15 protein-coding genes are annotated in these 19,327 nt (G+C 67.1%); 6 read left to right on the plus strand and 9 right to left on the minus strand.

All coding sequences use genetic code 11. The features are described from left to right. Positions 1-10: 10 nt before the first annotated feature. Positions 11-382: a VOC family protein gene (locus tag AC5P5R_RS08830; protein ID WP_049452088.1), complete on the plus strand. Its 372-nt coding sequence runs from the start codon at positions 11-13 to the stop codon at positions 380-382. A 65-nt stretch (positions 383-447) separates the two neighbouring features. On the opposite strand, the gene AC5P5R_RS08835 is transcribed toward AC5P5R_RS08830, so the two are convergent. Then, entirely contained in the window at positions 448-1,287 is an 840-nt protein-coding gene (locus AC5P5R_RS08835; RefSeq protein WP_100438937.1) for an arylamine N-acetyltransferase family protein, read from the minus strand. A 55-nt stretch (positions 1,288-1,342) separates the two neighbouring features. After that, complete coding sequence (locus AC5P5R_RS08840; protein WP_099530448.1) at positions 1,343-2,068, minus strand: hypothetical protein; 726 nt, start codon at positions 2,066-2,068, stop codon at positions 1,343-1,345. Positions 2,069-2,275: 207 nt separating this feature from the next. Between AC5P5R_RS08840 and AC5P5R_RS08845 the strand changes: the two genes are divergently transcribed. Continuing rightward, entirely contained in the window at positions 2,276-4,813 is a 2,538-nt protein-coding gene (locus AC5P5R_RS08845; protein WP_044570947.1) for a methyl-accepting chemotaxis protein, read from the plus strand. Positions 4,814-4,859: 46 nt separating this feature from the next. On the opposite strand, the gene AC5P5R_RS08850 is transcribed toward AC5P5R_RS08845, so the two are convergent. The 5 genes from AC5P5R_RS08850 to AC5P5R_RS08870 form a co-directional block, all read right to left on the minus strand. Next, positions 4,860-7,379: a PepSY domain-containing protein gene (locus tag AC5P5R_RS08850; RefSeq protein ID WP_100438936.1), complete on the minus strand. Its 2,520-nt coding sequence runs from the start codon at positions 7,377-7,379 to the stop codon at positions 4,860-4,862. A 706-nt stretch (positions 7,380-8,085) separates the two neighbouring features. Further along, positions 8,086-8,655, minus strand: a complete 570-nt coding sequence (locus AC5P5R_RS08855) for a TlpA family protein disulfide reductase (RefSeq protein WP_100438935.1) — start codon at positions 8,653-8,655, stop codon at positions 8,086-8,088. Further along, on the minus strand, positions 8,652-11,024 hold the full coding sequence (locus tag AC5P5R_RS08860; protein ID WP_100438934.1) for a protein-disulfide reductase DsbD family protein: 2,373 nt from the start codon (positions 11,022-11,024) through the stop codon (positions 8,652-8,654). The genes AC5P5R_RS08855 and AC5P5R_RS08860 overlap by 4 nt, the downstream gene beginning before the upstream one ends. After that, positions 11,021-11,359 carry a divalent-cation tolerance protein CutA gene (cutA, locus tag AC5P5R_RS08865; protein WP_010481118.1) on the minus strand — a complete coding sequence of 113 codons (339 nt, stop codon included), beginning with the start codon at positions 11,357-11,359 and terminating at the stop codon, positions 11,021-11,023. The genes AC5P5R_RS08860 and cutA overlap by 4 nt, the downstream gene beginning before the upstream one ends. 68 nt (positions 11,360-11,427) lie before the next feature. After that, positions 11,428-13,218: an endonuclease gene (locus AC5P5R_RS08870; RefSeq protein ID WP_043034559.1), complete on the minus strand. Its 1,791-nt coding sequence runs from the start codon at positions 13,216-13,218 to the stop codon at positions 11,428-11,430. A gap of 312 nt (positions 13,219-13,530) precedes the next feature. On the opposite strand from AC5P5R_RS08870, the gene AC5P5R_RS08875 reads away from it, so the two are divergent. The 3 genes from AC5P5R_RS08875 to AC5P5R_RS08885 all read left to right on the plus strand — a co-directional run bounded on the left by AC5P5R_RS08875 (position 13,531) and on the right by AC5P5R_RS08885 (position 16,296). Next, positions 13,531-13,818, plus strand: a complete 288-nt coding sequence (locus AC5P5R_RS08875; protein ID WP_005411227.1) for a co-chaperone GroES — start codon at positions 13,531-13,533, stop codon at positions 13,816-13,818. An 81-nt stretch (positions 13,819-13,899) separates the two neighbouring features. Further along, on the plus strand, positions 13,900-15,549 hold the full coding sequence (gene groL / locus AC5P5R_RS08880) for a chaperonin GroEL (protein WP_005411226.1): 1,650 nt from the start codon (positions 13,900-13,902) through the stop codon (positions 15,547-15,549). A 135-nt stretch (positions 15,550-15,684) separates the two neighbouring features. Beyond that, positions 15,685-16,296 (plus strand): DUF6445 family protein, encoded by a 612-nt coding sequence (locus tag AC5P5R_RS08885; RefSeq protein ID WP_005411225.1) that lies wholly within the window; start codon positions 15,685-15,687, stop codon positions 16,294-16,296. A 28-nt stretch (positions 16,297-16,324) separates the two neighbouring features. Here AC5P5R_RS08885 and AC5P5R_RS08890 read toward each other — a convergent pair whose 3' ends face one another. Then, the gene (locus AC5P5R_RS08890) at positions 16,325-17,488 is read right to left on the minus strand and encodes a serine hydrolase domain-containing protein (protein ID WP_100438933.1); all 1,164 of its coding nucleotides are present in this window, start codon (positions 17,486-17,488) and stop codon (positions 16,325-16,327) included. Positions 17,489-17,555: 67 nt separating this feature from the next. Further along, positions 17,556-18,485 carry an aspartyl protease family protein gene (locus tag AC5P5R_RS08895; protein WP_100438932.1) on the minus strand — a complete coding sequence of 310 codons (930 nt, stop codon included), beginning with the start codon at positions 18,483-18,485 and terminating at the stop codon, positions 17,556-17,558. Positions 18,486-18,591: 106 nt separating this feature from the next. Between AC5P5R_RS08895 and AC5P5R_RS08900 the strand changes: the two genes are divergently transcribed. Continuing rightward, positions 18,592-19,299 (plus strand): response regulator, encoded by a 708-nt coding sequence (locus AC5P5R_RS08900; protein ID WP_049460246.1) that lies wholly within the window; start codon positions 18,592-18,594, stop codon positions 19,297-19,299. Positions 19,300-19,327: the final 28 nt, after the last annotated feature.

A 19,327-nucleotide genomic window follows, 5' to 3' on the forward strand; every position in this document is an offset into this window, starting at 1 on the left:
AGGAGTGCCAGTGAACCCGATCCTGCATGTGGAAATCCCGGCCAGTGACCTGGACCGTGCCATCACGTTCTACCAGCGGTGGCTGCAGGTCGCGGTGGACGAACCTGTCGTGCTGCACGACTGCCGGATGGCCTACCTGCCGTTCTCTGATGAGGCCGCCGGTGCCAGCATTGCGCTGGTGCACGGCGCGGACTACCGGCCTTCCGAACAGGGGGCGCGCGTCTACATCGGCGTCGATGACCTGGATGCGAGCCTGGAGCGAGCACTGCAAGCGGGCGCCGAGCTGCGCTTCGGACCCGCCGATGCGGGCGACTGGCGCGTGGCCGAGATCCGCGACAGCGAAGGCAACCGCATTGCGCTGCAGGCGCGCGCAGCTCTGTAGAGCCGAGACCACGCTTGGCTGCTGTTGGCCCAGCCGCTCCAGCTCAGCCGAGCATGGGCTCGGCCCTACAAGGTCGCGGCGCGCGAGCGCTGCAGCCAGTCATTGATGGCCGGGTCCAGTCGCGGGTCGTCCGGTAGCTGCATGCCGAAGCGCTGTTGCAGCACGGCACGCACATCACCCACATCATGCAGCGGGCGCTTGTCCGGTGCCTGCCCGGGGCGATACTCGGTGTAGTTGCCGCTGCCGATGGTGCGGCGCCAGTCCGGCCCGGTCAGCGACGCGCGCAGCTGCCCGGGGAAACTGGAATCGGGATGGGTGCACACGTACCAGTTGCCCACCACGTTATCGATCGGTGCCGGCGCCTGCAGGTCGAACCGATACATCGCCCGCCAACCATCGTTGGACTCGGCCGACAGCACGAAATCACCCTCGTCGGTCAGGCGCTGCAGCAGATAGCGTTCGTGCGGCGTGGCCTGCGGCTGCGGATCATGCAGGCGCAGCGGCACGGTCGGGGTCAGGCTGCCGAAACCGGCATCCACCAGCCAATCGTCGCTGTCTACGTTCACGCGCAGCAGCAGGTGGGTACGCGCGGTCAGTTCGCCGTCCTGGGCGGTCAGCAGTACCCGCGCGCTCAATGGCTGCGCATCGAAGCCCAATGCCTGCAGCAGCGCCAGCAACCCGCCATTGAGTTCGAAGCAGTAACCACCGCGGCGCTCGTCGAGCAGCTTGCGCTGCACGCTGTCCAGGTCGATCGGCACCGCATCGCGCAGCAGGCAGCTGAGGGTCTCGAAGGGCAGCAGTGCGTTGTGGCGCTGCTGCAGCAGGGTCAGGCCGGCCAGGGTCCGCGGTGGCGGCGCATCCAGCTGCAGGCGCTGCAGGTAGCGGGGGACATCGAGCGTCGTCATGGAGGCAGCGGGCGGGGGAGGGATGTCCACTGTGCTCCCCCAACCGGGGGTGAGGTCAAGCGCGGTGGCGCGGAATAGCGTCAATTGGCGCCGGCTTGAGAGAGGAGGGCTCTGGCTTCTTTGCTTCGGGGATCGGAATCAAAAGAAACTCATTACGCTCATTAGGCTGGATAACTTTTCCAACTGCGTCGTAGCTCTGCAGAGGGAACAGGGATACGCGCGTTGTGAAAGCGCCCATTACTGCGACCGGAACCCCCAGAACAATTCCCGCCCAAGAGCCATGCATGGCGGAAAGCAGGCCTTCAACCCAAAGCACGCTGCCGAACAGATAGAAGATCATGCCAGTAGCAGCGGCAGCGTATCGCCAGCGGCGCTCTCGCTTGGGCATGTGAAATTCAATGCCGGCGCCATCCATGCTGCGCCGTGCCAGTGTGCTTATGCCCCTGATATGGCGCCATTTTATGCTTGGCGAGTAGCAGCGCATGAGGTTGAAGTAGGCCCGGCGCTCCTCGCGCCCGACCAGGAGGCCATAGCGCCCTCGAAATGCCTCCTGCAACGTGGACTCCTTTACCCAGCTTGCTTCCAGATCATCCTCTGAATGATCCGCGATCTTCAGCAAGTACTCGCGATCCCGATGCTTTGACTCTCTCCAGCGGTGGAAACTGTCCATAGGAGGTCCGAAGAACCAGCGCACGATAGTTGCGAGGACAACTATGACAGTACCGATCCCGACAGGGATGCCAAGCGTCTGAATCTGATTCAGTACCGTGCTGCTAAGCATGGCTGCAGTTGCTCCAAGGTAGTTGTGTGAAACGTAGTTCTATCAGTCGGGATTCTCAGGAGATGAGAAATGGAGGTGTTCTCTGTCATCGCATCGTCGCTTGTTGCCGGTACAAGAAGCGAGATCGGATCCGCGAAGAAGAAAATTAGACCTAAAGTTTCTTCGCATACGGCCGATACAGGTGCGTCTTTCCGCCTGGAGTCTGTCATGTCGGCCGTTGTCCCCCACCTCCGGTCCCTGCGCACGCGCCTTGCTGCGTTGCACTCGGCGTCCCCCGGGCTGCTGCGCTGGCTGCAGCCACATCGGCTCAGCGTGGCCAACAAGCTCAAGGCCACACTGTGGATCTGCGGCCTGGGCCTGGTGGCGATCGCTGCTGTCTACGCCTGGACTGGCCATGCCAACGCACTGGCTGCGCGCAGCCAGGCCAGCTACCAGCGCGGCAGCGATCTGGCTGCCAGCCTGTCCACGCGGGTGGCCGAAGCGCGTCGCCTGCAGACCCAGTATGCACGCAGTTTCGATGATGCCGACCGCGCGCAGCTGTTGGCCACGCAGAAGGCGTTGCAGACCGATCTGCAGGCGCTGCGCGCGATGCCGATGGATGCGGGCCGGCGCAAGGCCCTGCAGGCGCTGACCGAAGCCGCCGACGCGTTCTCGCAGGGTGTGGCCGCCCTGTTCGAACGGGTCGACGAGATGGGCCGTGGTGATGCCGGCCTCGCTGCGCAGCTGCAGCAGGCCGCCGACACCCTGCAGGCGCAGGTGGATGTGCAGCAGCGGCCCGCGCTGGCGCTGTCCCTGCAGAAGATGCGAAGGCAGGAGGCACTGCTGCTGCTCGACGGTGATTCCACCCACGCCGACCGCGCCAGCGAGGAGAAGCTGCCGTTCGACCTCGCGCTGGCGGGCCTGCCTGCGGATGTGCAGGACACCCTGCGCACCGGGATGGAGGCGTATCAGGCCGCACTGCTGGGGTATACCGCTGCCCGCGTCGGCCTGGATGTGGAAGCGCAGTCGCTGCTGGATACCGCCACGGGCGTAGCGCCGGCGTTGGCCGCATTCCAGCAGGCACAGGTGGCGGCGCTGGCCAGGGCGCAGGCACGCCAGCAGGCCGGCGCGCGCACCATGAGCGTGGTGTTCGCACTGACCCTGCTGCTGGTGGCCGGCGTGCTGATCACCAGCCTGGTGCTGGTGCTGCGTGCGGTGCGCCAGCCGATCCAGGACACCCTGCGTTTCGCCAGCGACATCGCCGACGACCGCCTCGACACCACCCTGCGCGTCTACAACGCCAACGATGAAATCGGCCAGCTGGCCCAGCGCCTGGTCGACATGCAGCAGCGCCTGCGCGCGCGCATCGAGACCGAGCGTGCGGTGGCCCGCGGCAACACCCGCGTGCGCCAGGCATTGGACAGCGCACAGGCCGGCTTGATGGTGATCGATGCCGAAGGCCTGGTGGCGTACGCCAATCCGGCGCTGCTGGAGCAGCTTGCACTCCGGCTTGAAGATCTGGTGGGGAGCGATGCGGTACGCCTGCATCCGGCACTGGCCAGCCTGGCTGGCGTGCGCCAGCGCGAGGAGCGCGAGATCGGTCATGCCGGCGTCCGCTACCAGTTGATCGCCAATGCCATCACCGACGAAGGGCATTTCCTCGGCGTGGCAGTGGAGTGGCGCAGCCGCGCGCTGGAAACGCTGCTGGAAACCGAAGTGGCAGCACTGGTCGACGCCGCCGCACATGGCGACCTGCACGGCCGCATCGCGCTGGAGGGAAAACAGGGCTTCGTGCGCACGTTGTCGACCAGCATCAACCGCCTGCTGGCGACCTTCGAGACCAACCTCGGCGATCTGCAGGCGCTTCTGGCGGCGCTGGCCCGTGGTGACCTCAGCGTGCGCATGGAAGGTGAGCTGCAGGGCGTGTTCGCACGCATGCGCGACGATGCCAACGCCACGGTCGCGCAACTGGGCCGCATCGTCACCCGCATCCAGCAGGCGACGTCCAGCCTCGACACCGGCGTTGGTGAGATCGTTGCCGGGCACCATGATCTGTCGCAGCGTACCGAACAGCAGGCGGCCAACCTGGAAGAAACGGCAGCGTCGATGCACGAGTTGACCGACACCGTTGGCCGCAATGCCGATGCCGCGGGCCGCGCAGATGCCCTAGTGCAGGGGGCGGCCGCGGTGGCCCAGCGCGGTGGCGAGGCCGTCGGCCAGGTGGTCGCGACCATGCATGGCATCAGCGAGGCCTCGCGGCGGATCGGCGACATCACCCAGCTGATCGATGGCATCGCTTTCCAGACCAACATCCTCGCGCTGAATGCCGCGGTGGAAGCCGCGCGCGCAGGTGAGCAGGGCCGCAGCTTCGCCGTGGTGGCTGCGGAAGTGCGCCTGCTGGCCCAGCGCAGTGCCGAAGCGGCCAAGCAGATCAAAGGACTGATCGAGGATTCGGTGGCGCGTGTTGGCCAGGGCAACCAGCAGGCCGAGCAGGCGGGCATCACGATGGGCGAGATCGTTGGCAGCGTGCAGCAGCTGGCCGAGCTGCTGGCCGGTATCCGCAGTGCATCGCAGGACCAGCATGCCGGCATCGCGCAGGTGAAGCAGACCATCGTGCAGATGGAAGCCAGCACCCAGCGCAACGCCAGCCTGGTGGAAGAGGCTGGTGCCTCCACCGCGCAGATGCAGGCGCAGGTACACGCGCTGACCGAAGCGGTGGGCGCGTTCCAGTTGCAGTCGATGCCACAGGCGCGCGCTGCGGCCTGATCGTGCTCCGGTAGTGCCGGCCGCTGGCCGGCACTACCCTTGTGGCTCAATACACGTCGCGACGGTAGCGCCCGGTCTCCAGCAGCGTTTCCACTTCTTCATCACCCAGTGCTTCGCGCAGCACCTGGTCCACGCCTTCGGCCATGCCCAGCAGCGAACCGCAGACGTGGATGACCGTACCACGCTGCATCCAGTCGCGCAGGGCATCGGCTGCTGCACGCAGGCGATCCTGCACATAGCCGCCCTCACCATCGCGCGAGAACGCCAGGTCCACCCGCGCGAGATGGCCATCGGCCTGCCACGCTTCGATCTCATCGGCGAACAGGAAGTCGTGCGCGCGCTGGCGTTCGCCGAACAGCAGCCAGTGCCCGTGTTCACCTGCATGCGCGGCTTCGCGCAGCAGGCTGCGCAGGCCCGCGATGCCGGTGCCATTGCCGATCAGCACCATCGGCGCACCGCCAACGCGATGGAAACCGGGGTTGCGGTGCACGCGGGCCACGATGCTGGCACCGACCGGCGCATGCAGCGACAGCCAGCCCGAACCCAGGCCAGTGCGTCCGGTTTCGTCATGGACCAGCCGCACCACCAGTTCGACCGCACCGTCATCCGTACAGGATGCGATGGAGTACTCGCGCCCCGGCAGCAGTGGCAGCCCTGCCAGCCAGAGGCACGCATCCTGCACCGCCAGCGCAGCATCGGCATCGGGCAGCTCGCGCTCGCTGGCCAGCGCCAACAGCGTGCGCGGCTGGCCGTCAATCAGCAGCGGCTGCTGGGGATCCAGCCCATGTGCCTTCAGCACCGCAGCGGCGTGCCGCGCGTTGTGGCGGGGCGCGATGTGCAGGATGTCGCCCGCCTGCCACTGCACATCGGCCGGTGGCGCAAGACGGATGCGCCAGATGGCGCCGCCCATGCTGCCTGGATTGAGGCGGTCACGGCCGAGCAGGCGCCACTCGTGCATCTGCGTCGCGGCCGGCAACACGCTGTCATCGGTGGCGATGCCGGTCAGCGCGCCGAGATGTTGCTGCCACTGGCGCAGCGCCGGTATCGCGGCGGCATCGACATCGATGCGCTCGAACAGCGCACGTGCGCCGTTGCCCAGCAGCCAGCCATCGAATTGGCGGCCAAAGCCGCAGTAATGCGGGTACTGGCGGTCACCCAGGGCGAGCAGGCCGAACTGCAGGCCCGACAGATCGGGCGCTTGTGCCAGCAGCCGCCGCGCAGCGCCCCGTGCCGCATCCGGCGGTTCGCCATCGCCGAAGGTGCTCAGTACGAACAATGCCTGCGCAGTGCGCGCGAGCTGCGGGGCATCGACCCGGGCCAATGGCAGTACCTGCACGCCATGGCCAGCGGCCTGCAGCTGCGCGGCGGCACGCCAGGCCAGCTGCTCGCCCAGCCCGCTCTGGCTGGCATGCACGACCAGCCAAGGTGCGCGGCCATCATCGGTGGCAACCGGCAGCGACCGGCGCAGCCCGCGCGCGGCACGCTGGCTGCGGCGGCGGTCCAGGTACAGCATCCAGCCGGTGATGAAGAAGAGGCTCATGGCCAGACTGCTGAGCATCACCACGACACGCCCGGGCATGCCGAAGTAGCTGCCCGAGTGCAATGCGAACACGCTGGTGGCCAGCTGCGCGCCGGCGCCCTGGCGCGCGTAGGGGCGCGAATCGAGGATTGCCCCGCTGGCCGGATCCAGCTGCAGCAGATCATGTGCACGGTCATGGTGACCACCGCGCTGTGACGGATCGCCAGCCATCACCCGCACGTTGAGCGCCTGGCCAGGCTTTTCCGGCAGGCGCAGGTCGATGTAGCCGGTGTGCACGCCGGGCAGGGCATACAGCGTGGCTTCGATGCGCTCCAGGTTCAGGGTGGCGCCGGTGGCGACCTTGTGCTTGGCGGCCGGTGCGACGCCAAGCAGCGTATTGGCGGCACTGCGATACCAGTCGAAGGACCACCACAGGCCGGTCAGCGCACTCATCAGGTAGATCAGCAGCATCCAGGTGCCGACCACCGAGTGCAGGCTCCACAGGAGGCCACGGCCGCTGCGTTTCCATTCCACCGCCAGCCAGCTGCGCCAGTGCCACCAGCGGCGCGGCCAGCGCAGGTAAAGACCGGACAGGGTGAAGAACAGCAGCGCGATCGCACAGCTGCCGGTGATCCACTTGCCGCGCTCGCCGGCGGCGAGGTGGCGATGCAGGTCCTCGACGAAATCGAAGAACGCCTGCCCACGCAAGGCACTGAAGCGCTCGCCGCTGTACGGGTCGAAGTAGACCCAGTGCTCCTTGCCACCAGCGAAGCGTGCCACCGAAGGCCGCTGCCCGGTGGCGTCCACGCGCAGGCGCTGCAGGGGGCGATCACCGCCGGCCTGCAGCAGCGGCACCAGTTCGCTGAGTTCAAGCGGAAGCTGGCCGTCGGCATGATGCTCGGCGATTTCGGCGAAGCCGGGGTTGGCCGCCCGCAGCAGTTCGTCCTCGAAGGACAGCACGGCGCCGCTGAGGCCCATCACGGCCAATACGGCACCGGCGGTGATGCCCAGCAGCCAGTGCAGTTGGAACAGGACGTTCTTGAACATGGAAGGAGGAGGGCCTGGAAGGCTGCCGCCCGCATCCTGCGCAACAGCAAATGAGAATTAGTCGCGGAATTCTCCGTGGCGGACGGGCTACGGTCAAGGAGGGTTTTGTTGCAGGGCTTTGCAGCCCTGCACCCGCTACAAGCCGGAGCAACGTCAACGTCAAAAGCTGGCTTTCCGTGGGTTGGCGGGGTGGGTCCGGTTGAGGGGGACGCTGCAAGTCCCCCTCCGGGGCCCGGCCCAGCCGCTGGCGGCTGTGCGTTCGGGCGCTTGCGAAGCAGTGCTTTGCAAGCAAAGCGCCCTCACCCATGTAAGCTCGGTCGCCGCATCCATGCGGCTCACGCCCCCTCAACCGGACCCACCCCGCCTTCGACAGTTTCCTGCGATCTGTCGGAACGGCGTTCTGCTTTGGTAGGTGCCGACCGTTGGTCGGCACGGGGTCTGATTCCGTTCTGAATATCGATATCTGACAGATGTGTCGACCAAGGTCGACACCTACCAACAGCCGCGAAGATCTGTCAGAGGCGGGGCGGTGTCGGAGTGCGGGGTGTCAGCCGCATGGATGCGGCTGCCAAGCTTACAGGGACGTACTTGCAGCGTCCCCGCACTCCGACACTGCCCCGCCATCCCACGGAATGCCCGCTTTGGCTTTGGCTGTTGCCGTTGCATCGAGCAGGGTGCAGGGCTGCAAGCCCTGCAAAAAACACCCTCACTTCACCCAGCTGTCGATCTCGCCGTGGGCGAACGGTCCCAGCTTTGCCTTCACCAGCCGCCCCTGCGCATCGAACAGCACGCTGTAGGGCAGCAGGCCCTGTGTATTGCCCAGCTGCACGCTGGCATCGCGCGGCCCCGGGGTCTCGATCACGATCGGATAATCCACCGGTACCCGCTGCAGGAAACCGCGCACGTCCTCCGGCGTATCCAGCGCCAGTCCCAGCACCTGCACACCGTGCTCGCCCTGGATATGTGCGAAACGCGCCAGTTCGGGCATTTCTTCCACGCAGGGCGCGCACCAGCTGGCCCAGACATTGATCAACAGCGGGCGACCGCCAGCGTGCTGGCGCAGGTCCAGCGGCCGGCCTTCAAGATCGGGCAGCGACAGCGCGGGCAGGCTGCCGCCGACCTGCAGGGCAGGTGCCGCAGCCGCCACAGCCACAGCAGGCGCCGCTGGCATGGCCTCAGGCCCAACCGGCGCAGGAGCCAATCGATGGCCGGCCCACAGGCCAAGGCCGGCGGCCAGCACCGCAGTCCACAGCAGCGCTGGCCGTTGCCACTTCATCGTGCGGTGCGCAGCAGCGCTTCCTCCACCACCGCCTGGGTCAGCAGGGTCGGCAGCACGGTCGGCGGCGCGCCGGGGCCGTACACCACGTACAGCGGTACGCCGACGGCCTTGTGCTCTTCCAGGAATGTGGTGATCTGCGGATCGACGTTGGTGTAGTCACCGCGCATGTACACCGCGTTGGTGCGCTTGAGCAGGTCCTTGAACTCCGGCCGCGACAGCACGGCGCGCTCGTTGGCCTTGCAGCTCACGCACCAGTCGGCGGTCATGTTGACGAACACCACGCGGTTGTCGGCGCGCAGGCGGTCCAGCAACTGCGGCGAATACTCCACCACGTTGTCGCTGGCGGCCTGTGCGGCGCGAGCCGGCGCTGCCAGCTGGGTCACGCCCCAGGCCGGTACCAATGCGCCGATCGCCAGCAGCACGCCGAGCAGGGTTACTGCACGCGAACCGGTCCAGCGGTTGCGCTCGAACAGCCACAGGCCGAAGGCGAACAGCAACAGGCCACTCAGCACCAGCGCCATGCCGTCCACGCCGCGCTGCTTGCCCAGCACCCACAGCAGCCACAGCGCGGTGGCGTACATCGGGAAGGCCAGCACGTGCTTGAGCGTTTCCATCCACGGGCCGGGCTTGGGCAGGCGGCGCGCCAGCGCCGGCACGAAGCCGATCAGCAGGAACGGCAGCGCCAGGCCCAGGCCGAGGAACAGGAACACGGTCATCGCCTTCAGCGGCGGGGCAATGAACGCGTAGGCGATCGCGCCACCCATGAACGGGCCGACGCAGGCACTGCCGACCACGCAGGCCAGCGCACCGGTGAAGAAGTCACCGGCCGGGCCGCTGCGGCTGGCCAGCGACTGGCCCAGGTTGCCGATGCCGCCGCCCAGGGTGAACACGCCGGACAGGCTCAGGCCTACCGCGAACATGATGTAGGCCAGCGCCGCCACCACGCCCGGGTGCTGCAGCTGGAAGCCGATGCCGACGGCGTTGCCGATTGCGCGCAGGCCCACCATCAACGCACCGATCACCGCGAATGCGACCAGCACGCCCAAGGTGTACCAGAGCGCGTGGCTGCGTGCGCGCTGCGGGCTTTCGCCACTCTGCGCCAGGCTCAGGACCTTCAGCGACAGGATCGGCAGCACGCAGGGCATCAGGTTCAACACCAGGCCGCCGGCCAGCGCCAGCAGCAGCACCCAGACGAACGAACGGTCCGGGTTCGGTGTGGTCGCCGGCGGGCGCGTACGCAGCGCGTTGTCACCGCGCGCATCGGCGGCGAATTCATTGCCGTCCACGGGGCCTGCGACGGCCGGGGGGGCGGCATCCGTATTGGGCACCGTCGGCAGCAGGCGCAGGGGGGCGCCGTTGGCGCCTTCGCGTGGCGCCGCAGCCAACGGGCTGATTACCTCGTTGCGCGGCGGTGCCTGGTCGGCGCTGGCGCTGACCTTGCCGGCCGGGATCGACAGCTTCACCCGGCGGGTCATTGGCGGGTAGCAGATGCCATCGGTCTGGCAGCCCTGGAAGGTCACCACGAGGGTGCCGTCAACCGCGTCGGCAACCGTGCGCCGCAACGGCAGCGGCACTTCCACCTGGTTGAAGTACACCGAGACATCGCCGAAGTGCTCGTCGCGATGCGACTGCGCGGCTGGCCAGCGCGGCGTGCCGGCCTGCACGCCGGTGCTGCCTTCCAGCTTCAGCGAGGTGCGGTCGCGATACAGGTAGTAGCCCGGTGCCGGACTGAAGCGCAGCAGCAGGGTGTTGCCGTCGCTGGCGATGGCATCGAAGCCGAACGCCTGCTCCGACGGCAGCGGCAGCGCCTGGCTGTTGCTGGCCGCACCTGGCAGGCGCAGGCCGCCGCTGTTGCCGGCACCGGCCAGCGGGTTGTTGAACGGACTGGCCGCACCGGCGCGCGCGGCAGGGGCCGCGGCCTGTGCACCGCTGCCGGGCAGGGTGACCTGCACCACGCGCTTCTGCGGCGGGTAACAGACACCGGCATCTGCGCAGCCCTGGTAACGCACTTCCAGGCTGATGGTGCCGGCGGCCTCGGTCGGCGTGCCGGGCAGGGTGGCCTGCAGGCGCTCGCGATAGGTTTCGACCTCGCCGAAGAAATCGTCGTGGTGCTTGTCGCCCTTGGGCATCTGCAGCGCGCCGGCATTGAAGGCCGGGTCGGCCTTGACGCTGGTGCGGTGGCGATACAGGTAATAGCCGGGCGCGATCTTGAACTGCAGCTGCACCTGGCCACGTTCGGGGGCACTCGCGGTCAGCGCGAACGCCTGGTCCACCGGCAGCAGGTCCTTCTCATCCAGGGCGAAGGCGGGCAGCGAGAGCCACATCAGGGCGCACAGGGCGGCGCCACGCGCAAACAGAGTCTTCAATCAGTGTCCTCCCGGGTCTGTGCCCGGATCCAGTCCAGATACGCCGGCAGGCCGGCCCGGGTTTCGACCGCGATGCACTCCGGGAGTTCATACGGATGCAGTTCGACGATCCGGGCGATTGCGTCATCGACGCGACTCGCGGTGGTCTTCACCAGCAGCTGCAGCTCGGCGTCGGTGGTCACCTCGCCCTGCCAGCGGTAGGTCGACTGCGCGCCATCGAGGCGGGTCACGCACGCGGCCAGGCGCTCGCCAACCAGCGCGTGCGCGATGCGCTCGGCACTGGCCCGGTCCGGGCAGGTGGTCAACAGCAGCAGGACGGGATCGACGGTCGACATGACCGTCGAGTATAGGGCCGCCGCCGGGTCAGGACCCGGCGGCGGCCGTGGACCGCTGCGTTGCGCGGTCAGTTGGCCAGCTGGCAGCTGGCCGGCTTGGCCGAGGTGAACAGGCCAGGGGTCGCCCACTCGGGGTGGTCGATGAACGGGTTGCGGTTGCCCTGGAAGCTGTAGATCACGTCATTGCGCGCACGCTCGGCATCATCCGGCGGGTCGGACAGGTGCCAGTCGATCAGCGTCGACAGCAGGCCCATGTAGGCCGGCGAGCTGCTGGTCTTGACGATCCTGCTGCGGTCGTCGGTCAGCTCCAGGTCCGGCTCGGACTGGCCAGTGGCTGCATCCTTGCCGCCCTCGTAGCGGATCGCCATGTACATCACCGCACGTGCCATGTCGCCCTTGCGCTTGCCCCACACCTCGAACGTGCCGGTGTTGCCGTCCGGCGTGCGCACCCAGTTGGAGTTGCCCGGATAGCCACCACTGCCGCCACCCTGGCCGTTGTTGGCCTCGGTGGCGCGCTCGCCGCAGCTGGCGTCGCACTTGCCGAACGGCTTGTTGCCACGGTCGGCGTTCCACTGTGCATCGGTCAGGTACAGCATGTGGGTATCGGTATACGGCGCGTACGGCAGGCCCTTGTCACCCGTGGTGGTGGCAAAACCCAGCGAGTTCGGCCAGGTGTGCTCGCGGTTGTACTTCAGGCCACTGCCGCTGCCGGCGCGATCGGTCACCTTGGCGTAGCTGCGGTTGCGATACGCGTCAAGGATGCGGTTCGGGTTGTTCGGGTCCTCGTCTGCGATCTCCAGGATGGTCCAGGTACTGGTGCCCGAGCCGCTGTACGGGTAGGCGGTGTGGCCCTTGATTGTTGCGTGCAGCGAGCAGCGCAGCTGGCTCGGGCTGGAGGTGTTGACCTTGGAGTAGTAGCCGGCCGGCACACCCGGGTTGCCCGGGTCCGGATTGCCGCCGGTGCTGGCCACGGTGAAGGCGATGCGGCTGTCGGCCGCCGGGTGTGCGCCCTGCAGGTCGGTGATGCGCGCGGCGCGGATGTCGAAGCGGCAGGCTTCACCGGCCACCAGCGCGGTGTTGGTGGACAGCTTCACGCTGCGTCCGCTGGCCGGGAAGGTCAGCGGCACGCTGCCGGAGGTACCGCAGCTCAGCGCGAACGCGCCGCTGGCCAGGTTCACCGTCTCGCTGAACACCACTTCCAGATCGGCCGCGGCCGGGAAGGTGCTGCTGCCCTGCGCCGGGGTGGTGGTGGACACCGACGGCGGCGTGTTCGGGCCCGGGGTGCCGCCGCCACTGAAGGTCTGGCCGTTGTTGCAGCTGCCGAAGGTCTGCCTGGCCGACTCGGCCCAGGTGAAGTGGGCGTACTGGCTGCCGCTGCCGGTCAGCTGCAGCGAGGTGCCCGGCGCCGTGCTGTTGGTCTCGGCCACCGGAATGTTCTGGCTGGTCATGCCGGCGGCAGGGCCACCGGAGGCGGTGATGGCGCCCTCGTAGCTGAGGAACTGGACCACCTTGCCGCTGGCGTCGACCAGGGCGATGCCGTCGTTCGGGCCGTTCTGGATGCCGTTGGTCGGGTAGTTGACCACGGCGATGCTGGCGCTGCCGCAACCGGCGGCGGTGCCGGCCGGGACCGGGTTGTTGGCGTAGACCGTGGCGGCCGAAGGATTGCTGCCGTTGTAGAGGTAGAGGCGGTAGCCGGACAGGTCTTCACCTGCGGTAGCGACCACTTCGATGGCTTCGCCGACGTCACCGGCGGCGGTGCTGTCGTCGTAGTGCAGTTCGTTGATGAAGACCTCGGCCTGGGCCGGCGCCGCGGCCAGTGCCAGCAGGCAGGCGGCGGCAAGCGGGGACAGCAATCGCATCGACTACTCCTTGTGATTGGGAATGCGTGACCGAGCCTAAGGCCGATCCAGTGACACTTTGTCGTAAATGAACGTCAGATATCTGACAGTGCGACGCTTGTCACCGAAATTGTCCAGGACCGACGCCTTGGCCGAGGCGCGCGGGTGGAAAAAATTTTTTCATTCCGCCCTTGAAAGGGGGCGGCGGGGCTCCATCTCTGCCCTGCTCCCGACGTTGTCGGGTTTCTTCACGTGCGGTTCTGGCACTCGCCTGGGGTGAGTGCTAACATCGCCGGACTTTTTTAGACCAATCAATCACTTAAGAGGTCTCCTATGAGCATCAAGCCGCTGCACGACCGCGTTGTGGTCAAGCCGATCGAAGCCGACGAAATCTCCGCCGGTGGCATCGTCATCCCCGACTCGGCCAAGGAAAAGTCCACCAAGGGTGAGGTCGTGGCCGTCGGCCCGGGCAAGCCGCTGGACAACGGCAACGTGCGCGCGCCGTCGCTGAAGGTCGGCGACAAGGTCATCTATGGCCAGTACGCCGGCAGCTCGTACAAGAGCGAAGGCGTCGAATACAAGGTCCTGCGCGAAGACGACGTGCTCGCCGTCATCGGCTGAGCCTCGGCGCGACCTGTTTCAACCTGATCCCAAACTCCCAGCCGCCGGGCATCGTCCGGCGCTACCAATGAGGTAAATGCAATGGCTGCCAAGGATATTCGTTTCGGTGAAGACGCCCGTTCGCGCATGGTGCGCGGCGTCAACGTTCTCGCCAATGCCGTCAAGGCCACCCTGGGCCCGAAGGGCCGCAACGTCGTGCTGGAAAAGAGCTTCGGCGCCCCGACCATCACCAAGGACGGCGTCTCCGTCGCCAAGGAAATCGAACTGGCTGACAAGTTCGAGAACATGGGCGCGCAGATGGTGAAGGAAGTTGCTTCGCGCACCAACGACGATGCCGGCGACGGCACCACCACCGCCACCGTGCTGGCCCAGGCCCTGATCCGCGAAGGCGCCAAGGCCGTTGCCGCCGGCATGAACCCGATGGACCTCAAGCGCGGTATCGACAAGGCCGTTTCGGCCGCCGTCGCCGAGCTGAAGAACATCTCCAAGCCGACCGCCGACGACAAGGCGATCGCCCAGGTCGGTACCATCTCGGCCAACTCGGACGAGTCGATCGGCCAGATCATCGCTGACGCGATGAAGGAAGTCGGCAAGGAAGGCGTCATCACCGTTGAAGAAGGCTCGGGCCTGGACAACGAGCTGGACGTGGTCAAGGGCATGCAGTTCGACCGCGGCTACCTGTCGCCGTACTTCATCAACAACCAGCAGTCGCAGACCGCTGACCTGGATGACCCGTTCATCCTGCTGCACGACAAGAAGATCTCCAACGTCCGTGACCTGCTGCCGGTGCTGGAAGGCGTCGCCAAGGCCGGCAAGCCGCTGCTGATCGTGGCCGAGGAAGTTGAAGGCGAAGCGCTGGCCACCCTGGTCGTCAACACCATCCGTGGCATCGTCAAGGTCGTGGCCGTCAAGGCTCCGGGCTTCGGCGACCGTCGCAAGGCGATGCTGGAAGACATGGCCGTGCTGACCGGCGGCACCGTGATCTCCGAAGAAGTCGGCCTGTCGCTGGAGAAGGCCACCATCAAGGACCTGGGCCGCGCCAAGAAGGTGCAGGTCTCCAAGGAGAACACCACCATCATCGACGGCGTCGGCGACAAGGCCAACGTTGATGCACGCGTGGCGCAGATCAAGACCCAGATCCAGGACACCTCCTCGGATTACGACCGCGAGAAGCTGCAGGAACGCGTGGCCAAGCTGGCCGGCGGTGTTGCCGTGATCAAGGTCGGCGCCTCGACCGAAATCGAAATGAAGGAAAAGAAGGATCGCGTCGACGACGCCCTGCACGCCACCCGTGCGGCCGTTGAAGAAGGCGTGGTTCCGGGCGGCGGCGTTGCCCTGGTCCGCGCGATCACCGCGCTGGCCGGCCTGAAGGGCGCCAACGAAGACCAGAACCACGGCATCCAGATCGCCCTGCGTGCGATGGAAGCCCCGCTGCGCGAGATCGTTGCCAACGCCGGTGACGAGCCGTCGGTCATCATCAACAAGGTCAAGGAAGGCACCGGCAGCTTCGGCTACAACGCCGCCACCGGCGAGTTCGGCGACATGCTGCAGTTCGGCATCCTGGACCCGACCAAGGTGACCCGTTCGGCGCTGCAGAACGCGGCCTCGATCGCTGGCCTGATGATCACCACCGAAGCCATGGTTGCCGAAGCTCCGAAGAAGGACGAGCCGGCCATGGGCGGCGCCGGTGGCATGGGCGGCATGGGTGGCATGGGCGGCATGGACTTCTAAGGTCCACGCCCGCGTCGGACGTTGCCGGCCCTGGCCGGCGCGTCTCCCCCGATGCAAGGAAAAACCCCGCCGCGAGGCGGGGTTTTTTTGTTGTCCGGTTGCCGCCATGGCGCCGCGTCGCTACGCTCGCAGACCATGCCTACCTCGTTCATCGTCGTCGACGACTTCCTCTCTCCAGCCGATGCACACGGCCTGCGCCAGGCCGGCCTGGGCCTGACCTACCCGGCGCAGGAGGGGGCATTCCCCGGGCGTAATTCGCTCGAACGGCTGGAGCTGGACGGCCTGTCCGAGGCCGCGTCGCGGTTGGTCAACGAGCCGCTGCGGCCGGTCAATCCGTTGCAGTCGCACGGCAAGTTCCGGCTGACCCTGGCCAGCGATGTGGGTCGCGCCAAGGTGCACACCGACCATTCGCACTGGTCCGGCATCCTCTACCTCAGCGCCCCGGAGCACTGCGAAGGGGGTACCGAGTTCTTCCGCCATCGCCGCACCAACACCGAGCGCATGGCGCTGAACGCCCACGAGCTGGCTGCGCTGGGCTACGCCAACGGCGGCGACATGCATCGGGACATCATCGAGCGCGACAGCGTCGACGACAGCCAGTGGGAAATGACCATGCGCATCCCGATGCGCTTCAACCGCCTGGTGCTGCTGCGCCCGTGGTTCTGGCATACCGCCGGCCCGGCCTTCGGCGACCGGCCGGAGAATGGGCGGCTGGTCTACCTGATGTTCTTCGAGCAGGCGCGTTGAAGGGAGGTCATCCACGCATGGCGTGGATCTACTTCACGAATGCCTTCGCTGCGCCGTACTCCCACTGCCACGGTACGCCGATGTCGCCGAGCACGAAGGCCACCAGCGCCGGGAAGGTCGCCTCGGCGCGCACATCGTTGCCCAGGATCACCACGCAGCGCTGCTGCTGCTCGACGCACACCAGCGTATTACCGACCGCATCATCGTGGCCGCCCTTGTAGAAGCCCGCGCCTTGCGGGCCACGGAACGTCACCACTCCCAGGCCGGCCGCCAGGTCCTTGCGCTGCAGCGCCTTCGGCAGCTCCGGCTGCAGGGTGGGGAACTGGCTGGCGGTGGTGATCGGCAGCTGCGGCCGCACCAGCTCCTTGCGCATCGTCGCTGACAGCCCATCGCCGCGCACGTAGCCGGCGGCGAAACGGGCCATGTCGGCGATGGTGGTATCCATCGAACCGGCCGCGCGCACGCGGCTGCGCTCATCGTGCGGCTCGGCGGTGCCCTCCATGGTCCAGCCGTCGGCCAGGTTGGTGGCGAAGTCCCCGCGCCACATCATGCTGGTGCGGGTCATGCCGAAGCGGTCGAATACCCGCTGCTGCATCAACGCACCTACATCCTCGCCCAGCCGTCCGCGTTCGATCACGAACTGCAGCAGGATCAGCCCGTCGCCGGAATAGCCGTAGCGGCTGCCTGGATCGAAGTGGAACTTCAGCCGGCCGTCCGGTTCAAGAAACCCGAAGTTGGCAAAGCCACTGGCGTGGTTGAGCAGCAGGCGAGGGGTGAGCTGGCGCCAGCGCGCATCATCGGCCAGCACGCTGTAGTCGGCGTACTTCTTCGTTTCGGGCGGATAGTCCGGCAACGGCTTGTCCAGCGCTGTGGCGATGCTGGCATCCAGATCGATCCTGCGGTCCTGCGCCAGCTGCGCGACCAGATGGCCGAATGCCATCTTGGTCAGCGAGGCGGCGTACATCACCGTATCGGTGCGCAGTGATTCGCCTGCGGTATTGCGCTCGCCGTAGGCGGCGACGTGCACCACCTTGCCGCCGTCGATCACCGCCAGTGCCATGCCGCGCGCCTGTGCGGCCTGCATCAACCGCTGCGCTTCGGCATCGATGCGGGCCGGCGAGGGTACCGGGGGAGGTGCAGCCAGCACAGCCAGCGGGAACAGCGTCAGCAACATCAGGGCAGCACGGCACATGCGTGGAACTCCTGGTGGGGCGCACGGTGATGCTACGCCAGGCTGCCGCTGGCGTCATTGCCGGATGTCAGCTGGCCTGCGGCCGGCGCAGGCAGATCCGGGACGCGCCGGCACCGATGTCCACCTGGCCGCCGCGCATTGCATCCGCACCAAGGATCAGCGCCGGCCGGCCCTCCAGGCCGATCGCCTTGAACACTGGCAGTTCGCTGATGCGGACCTCCATCGAGGGGTGCTGCCAGCCGTTGCCGACCATGCCGGGCAGGGTGTACAGCCAGGTTGCCTGCTTTCCGCCGCCCAGGCCTTCGGTGCCCTTTTCACGCACCCGCACCCGTGCGTCGCTGCCGTCGGTGCGCAGCCCCAGTGCGCGGGCTGCTTCGGCGTTGAGGACGGTCTGCGCGGCACCGGTGTCGACCACGGCGATGGCGTCCACCGCGGGCGCGCCCAGTCCAAGCATGATGAAACCGAACTGGCGCAGGCCGTCAGTGCGTCCGGGCAGCGCATTGGGCTGGCAACCCGGTCCTTCCAGGTTCAATCCGCCGGGTGTCCACAGCGCCAGTTGATTGCGGCCGAAGTCCCAACGGGTGTCCCAGCGTCCGGTCAGATCATTGCCGATCAAGCCGTCAATGGCCGGATCATCGTCCTTCGGCAACGACGACAGATCGACCTTCATGGCTTGGGCCTGCAGCTGCCAACTGCCCAGCTGCCAGGACGTTCTGCGTATGCGCTGCAGTCGCGCGGAGGCTGCACTTGCCCCTTGGGCCTGTGATACCTCTGCATCCGCATCTCCCAGACCGTAGCGCCGCACGACGCGGTCATCGACCAGCGTGGCGCCTGCCGCGCTGTCGACCACGAATCGCAGTGGTTCGGCACGCCCGTCCAGCGACACGGCCACGGCCGGATGACCGCCCTGCATCCACATCGGCAGGATGTGTTCGGGGGAATCGGACGCCAGCGCAGCCAGCGGGGCAGCAAGCAGGACGAATGGGATGAGGCGCAAGGCAAGGCTCCGCAGTGATCATGGGTGACCATTGGCGCGCAGCGGCGTATCGCGGGAATATCGGCGTTGATACCGTCCTGATACAGACCTGCCTGATACTGCCTGCATGACGACTCCCGCCCGTGTCATCGTTGTCGATGACGACGCCAGCATCCGTGATGCCATCGCCGATTGCCTGTTGCTGCATGGCTACCAGGTACGGGTGGCAGCGGACGCGACGGCGCTGGACGTGCTGCTGCAGGTCGATCGCCCGGACGTGATCATCCTCGACTGGATGATGCCCGGTGAGGATGGCCTGTCGGTCTGCCGCCGGCTGCAGGCAGGGGCCATTCCGATCCTGATGCTGTCGGCGATGGGCAGCGCACCGGACAGGGTGATCGGCCTGGAGATGGGCGCGGACGACTACCTGGCCAAGCCGTTCGACCCGCGCGAGCTGCTGGCGCGGGTACGCGCGCTGCTGCGCCGGCAGGACAAGCTGCGCGCGCAGGTAGCCAGTGAACTGCGCTTTTCTGGTTGGCGGTTGCTGCCGGAACAACGTCGCCTGCTGGCGCCGGATGGGAACGAGCTGGTGCTCAGCCGTGGTGAATTCAGCCTGTTGCTGGCGCTGGCCGAACGCCCCGGGCGGGTGCTGGGGCGCGAGCAGCTGCTGCAGCTGAGCCGTGGCGAGCCGAGTGACAGCGTCGACCGCGCGGTCGACCTGGCGATCAGCCGCCTGCGCCGCAAGCTCGGGCAGGCCTCACCCGGTGCGGAAGCCCTGGTGCAGACATCGCGTGGCGAAGGCTATCGCTTCCACGCCGAGGTACAGGTGCTGTGAACAGCCGGTGGCCGACCGCGCGTTGGAT

Source organism: Stenotrophomonas sp. YJH_SMC_19 (assembly GCF_059367915.1).

Coding starts and splice junctions, on each gene's coding strand:
- AC5P5R_RS08835 (WP_100438937.1), bottom strand. CDS start 1,287: ATGACGACGCTCGATGTCCCCCGCTACCTGCAGCGCCTGCAGCTGGAT.
- AC5P5R_RS08840 (WP_099530448.1), bottom strand. CDS start 2,068: ATGCTTAGCAGCACGGTACTGAATCAGATTCAGACGCTTGGCATCCCT.
- AC5P5R_RS08845 (WP_044570947.1), top strand. CDS start 2,276: ATGTCGGCCGTTGTCCCCCACCTCCGGTCCCTGCGCACGCGCCTTGCT.
- AC5P5R_RS08850 (WP_100438936.1), bottom strand. CDS start 7,379: ATGTTCAAGAACGTCCTGTTCCAACTGCACTGGCTGCTGGGCATCACC.
- AC5P5R_RS08855 (WP_100438935.1), bottom strand. CDS start 8,655: ATGAAGTGGCAACGGCCAGCGCTGCTGTGGACTGCGGTGCTGGCCGCC.
- cutA (WP_010481118.1), bottom strand. CDS start 11,359: ATGTCGACCGTCGATCCCGTCCTGCTGCTGTTGACCACCTGCCCGGAC.
- AC5P5R_RS08870 (WP_043034559.1), bottom strand. CDS start 13,218: ATGCGATTGCTGTCCCCGCTTGCCGCCGCCTGCCTGCTGGCACTGGCC.
- AC5P5R_RS08875 (WP_005411227.1), top strand. CDS start 13,531: ATGAGCATCAAGCCGCTGCACGACCGCGTTGTGGTCAAGCCGATCGAA.
- groL (WP_005411226.1), top strand. CDS start 13,900: ATGGCTGCCAAGGATATTCGTTTCGGTGAAGACGCCCGTTCGCGCATG.
- AC5P5R_RS08885 (WP_005411225.1), top strand. CDS start 15,685: ATGCCTACCTCGTTCATCGTCGTCGACGACTTCCTCTCTCCAGCCGAT.
- AC5P5R_RS08890 (WP_100438933.1), bottom strand. CDS start 17,488: ATGTGCCGTGCTGCCCTGATGTTGCTGACGCTGTTCCCGCTGGCTGTG.
- AC5P5R_RS08900 (WP_049460246.1), top strand. CDS start 18,592: ATGACGACTCCCGCCCGTGTCATCGTTGTCGATGACGACGCCAGCATC.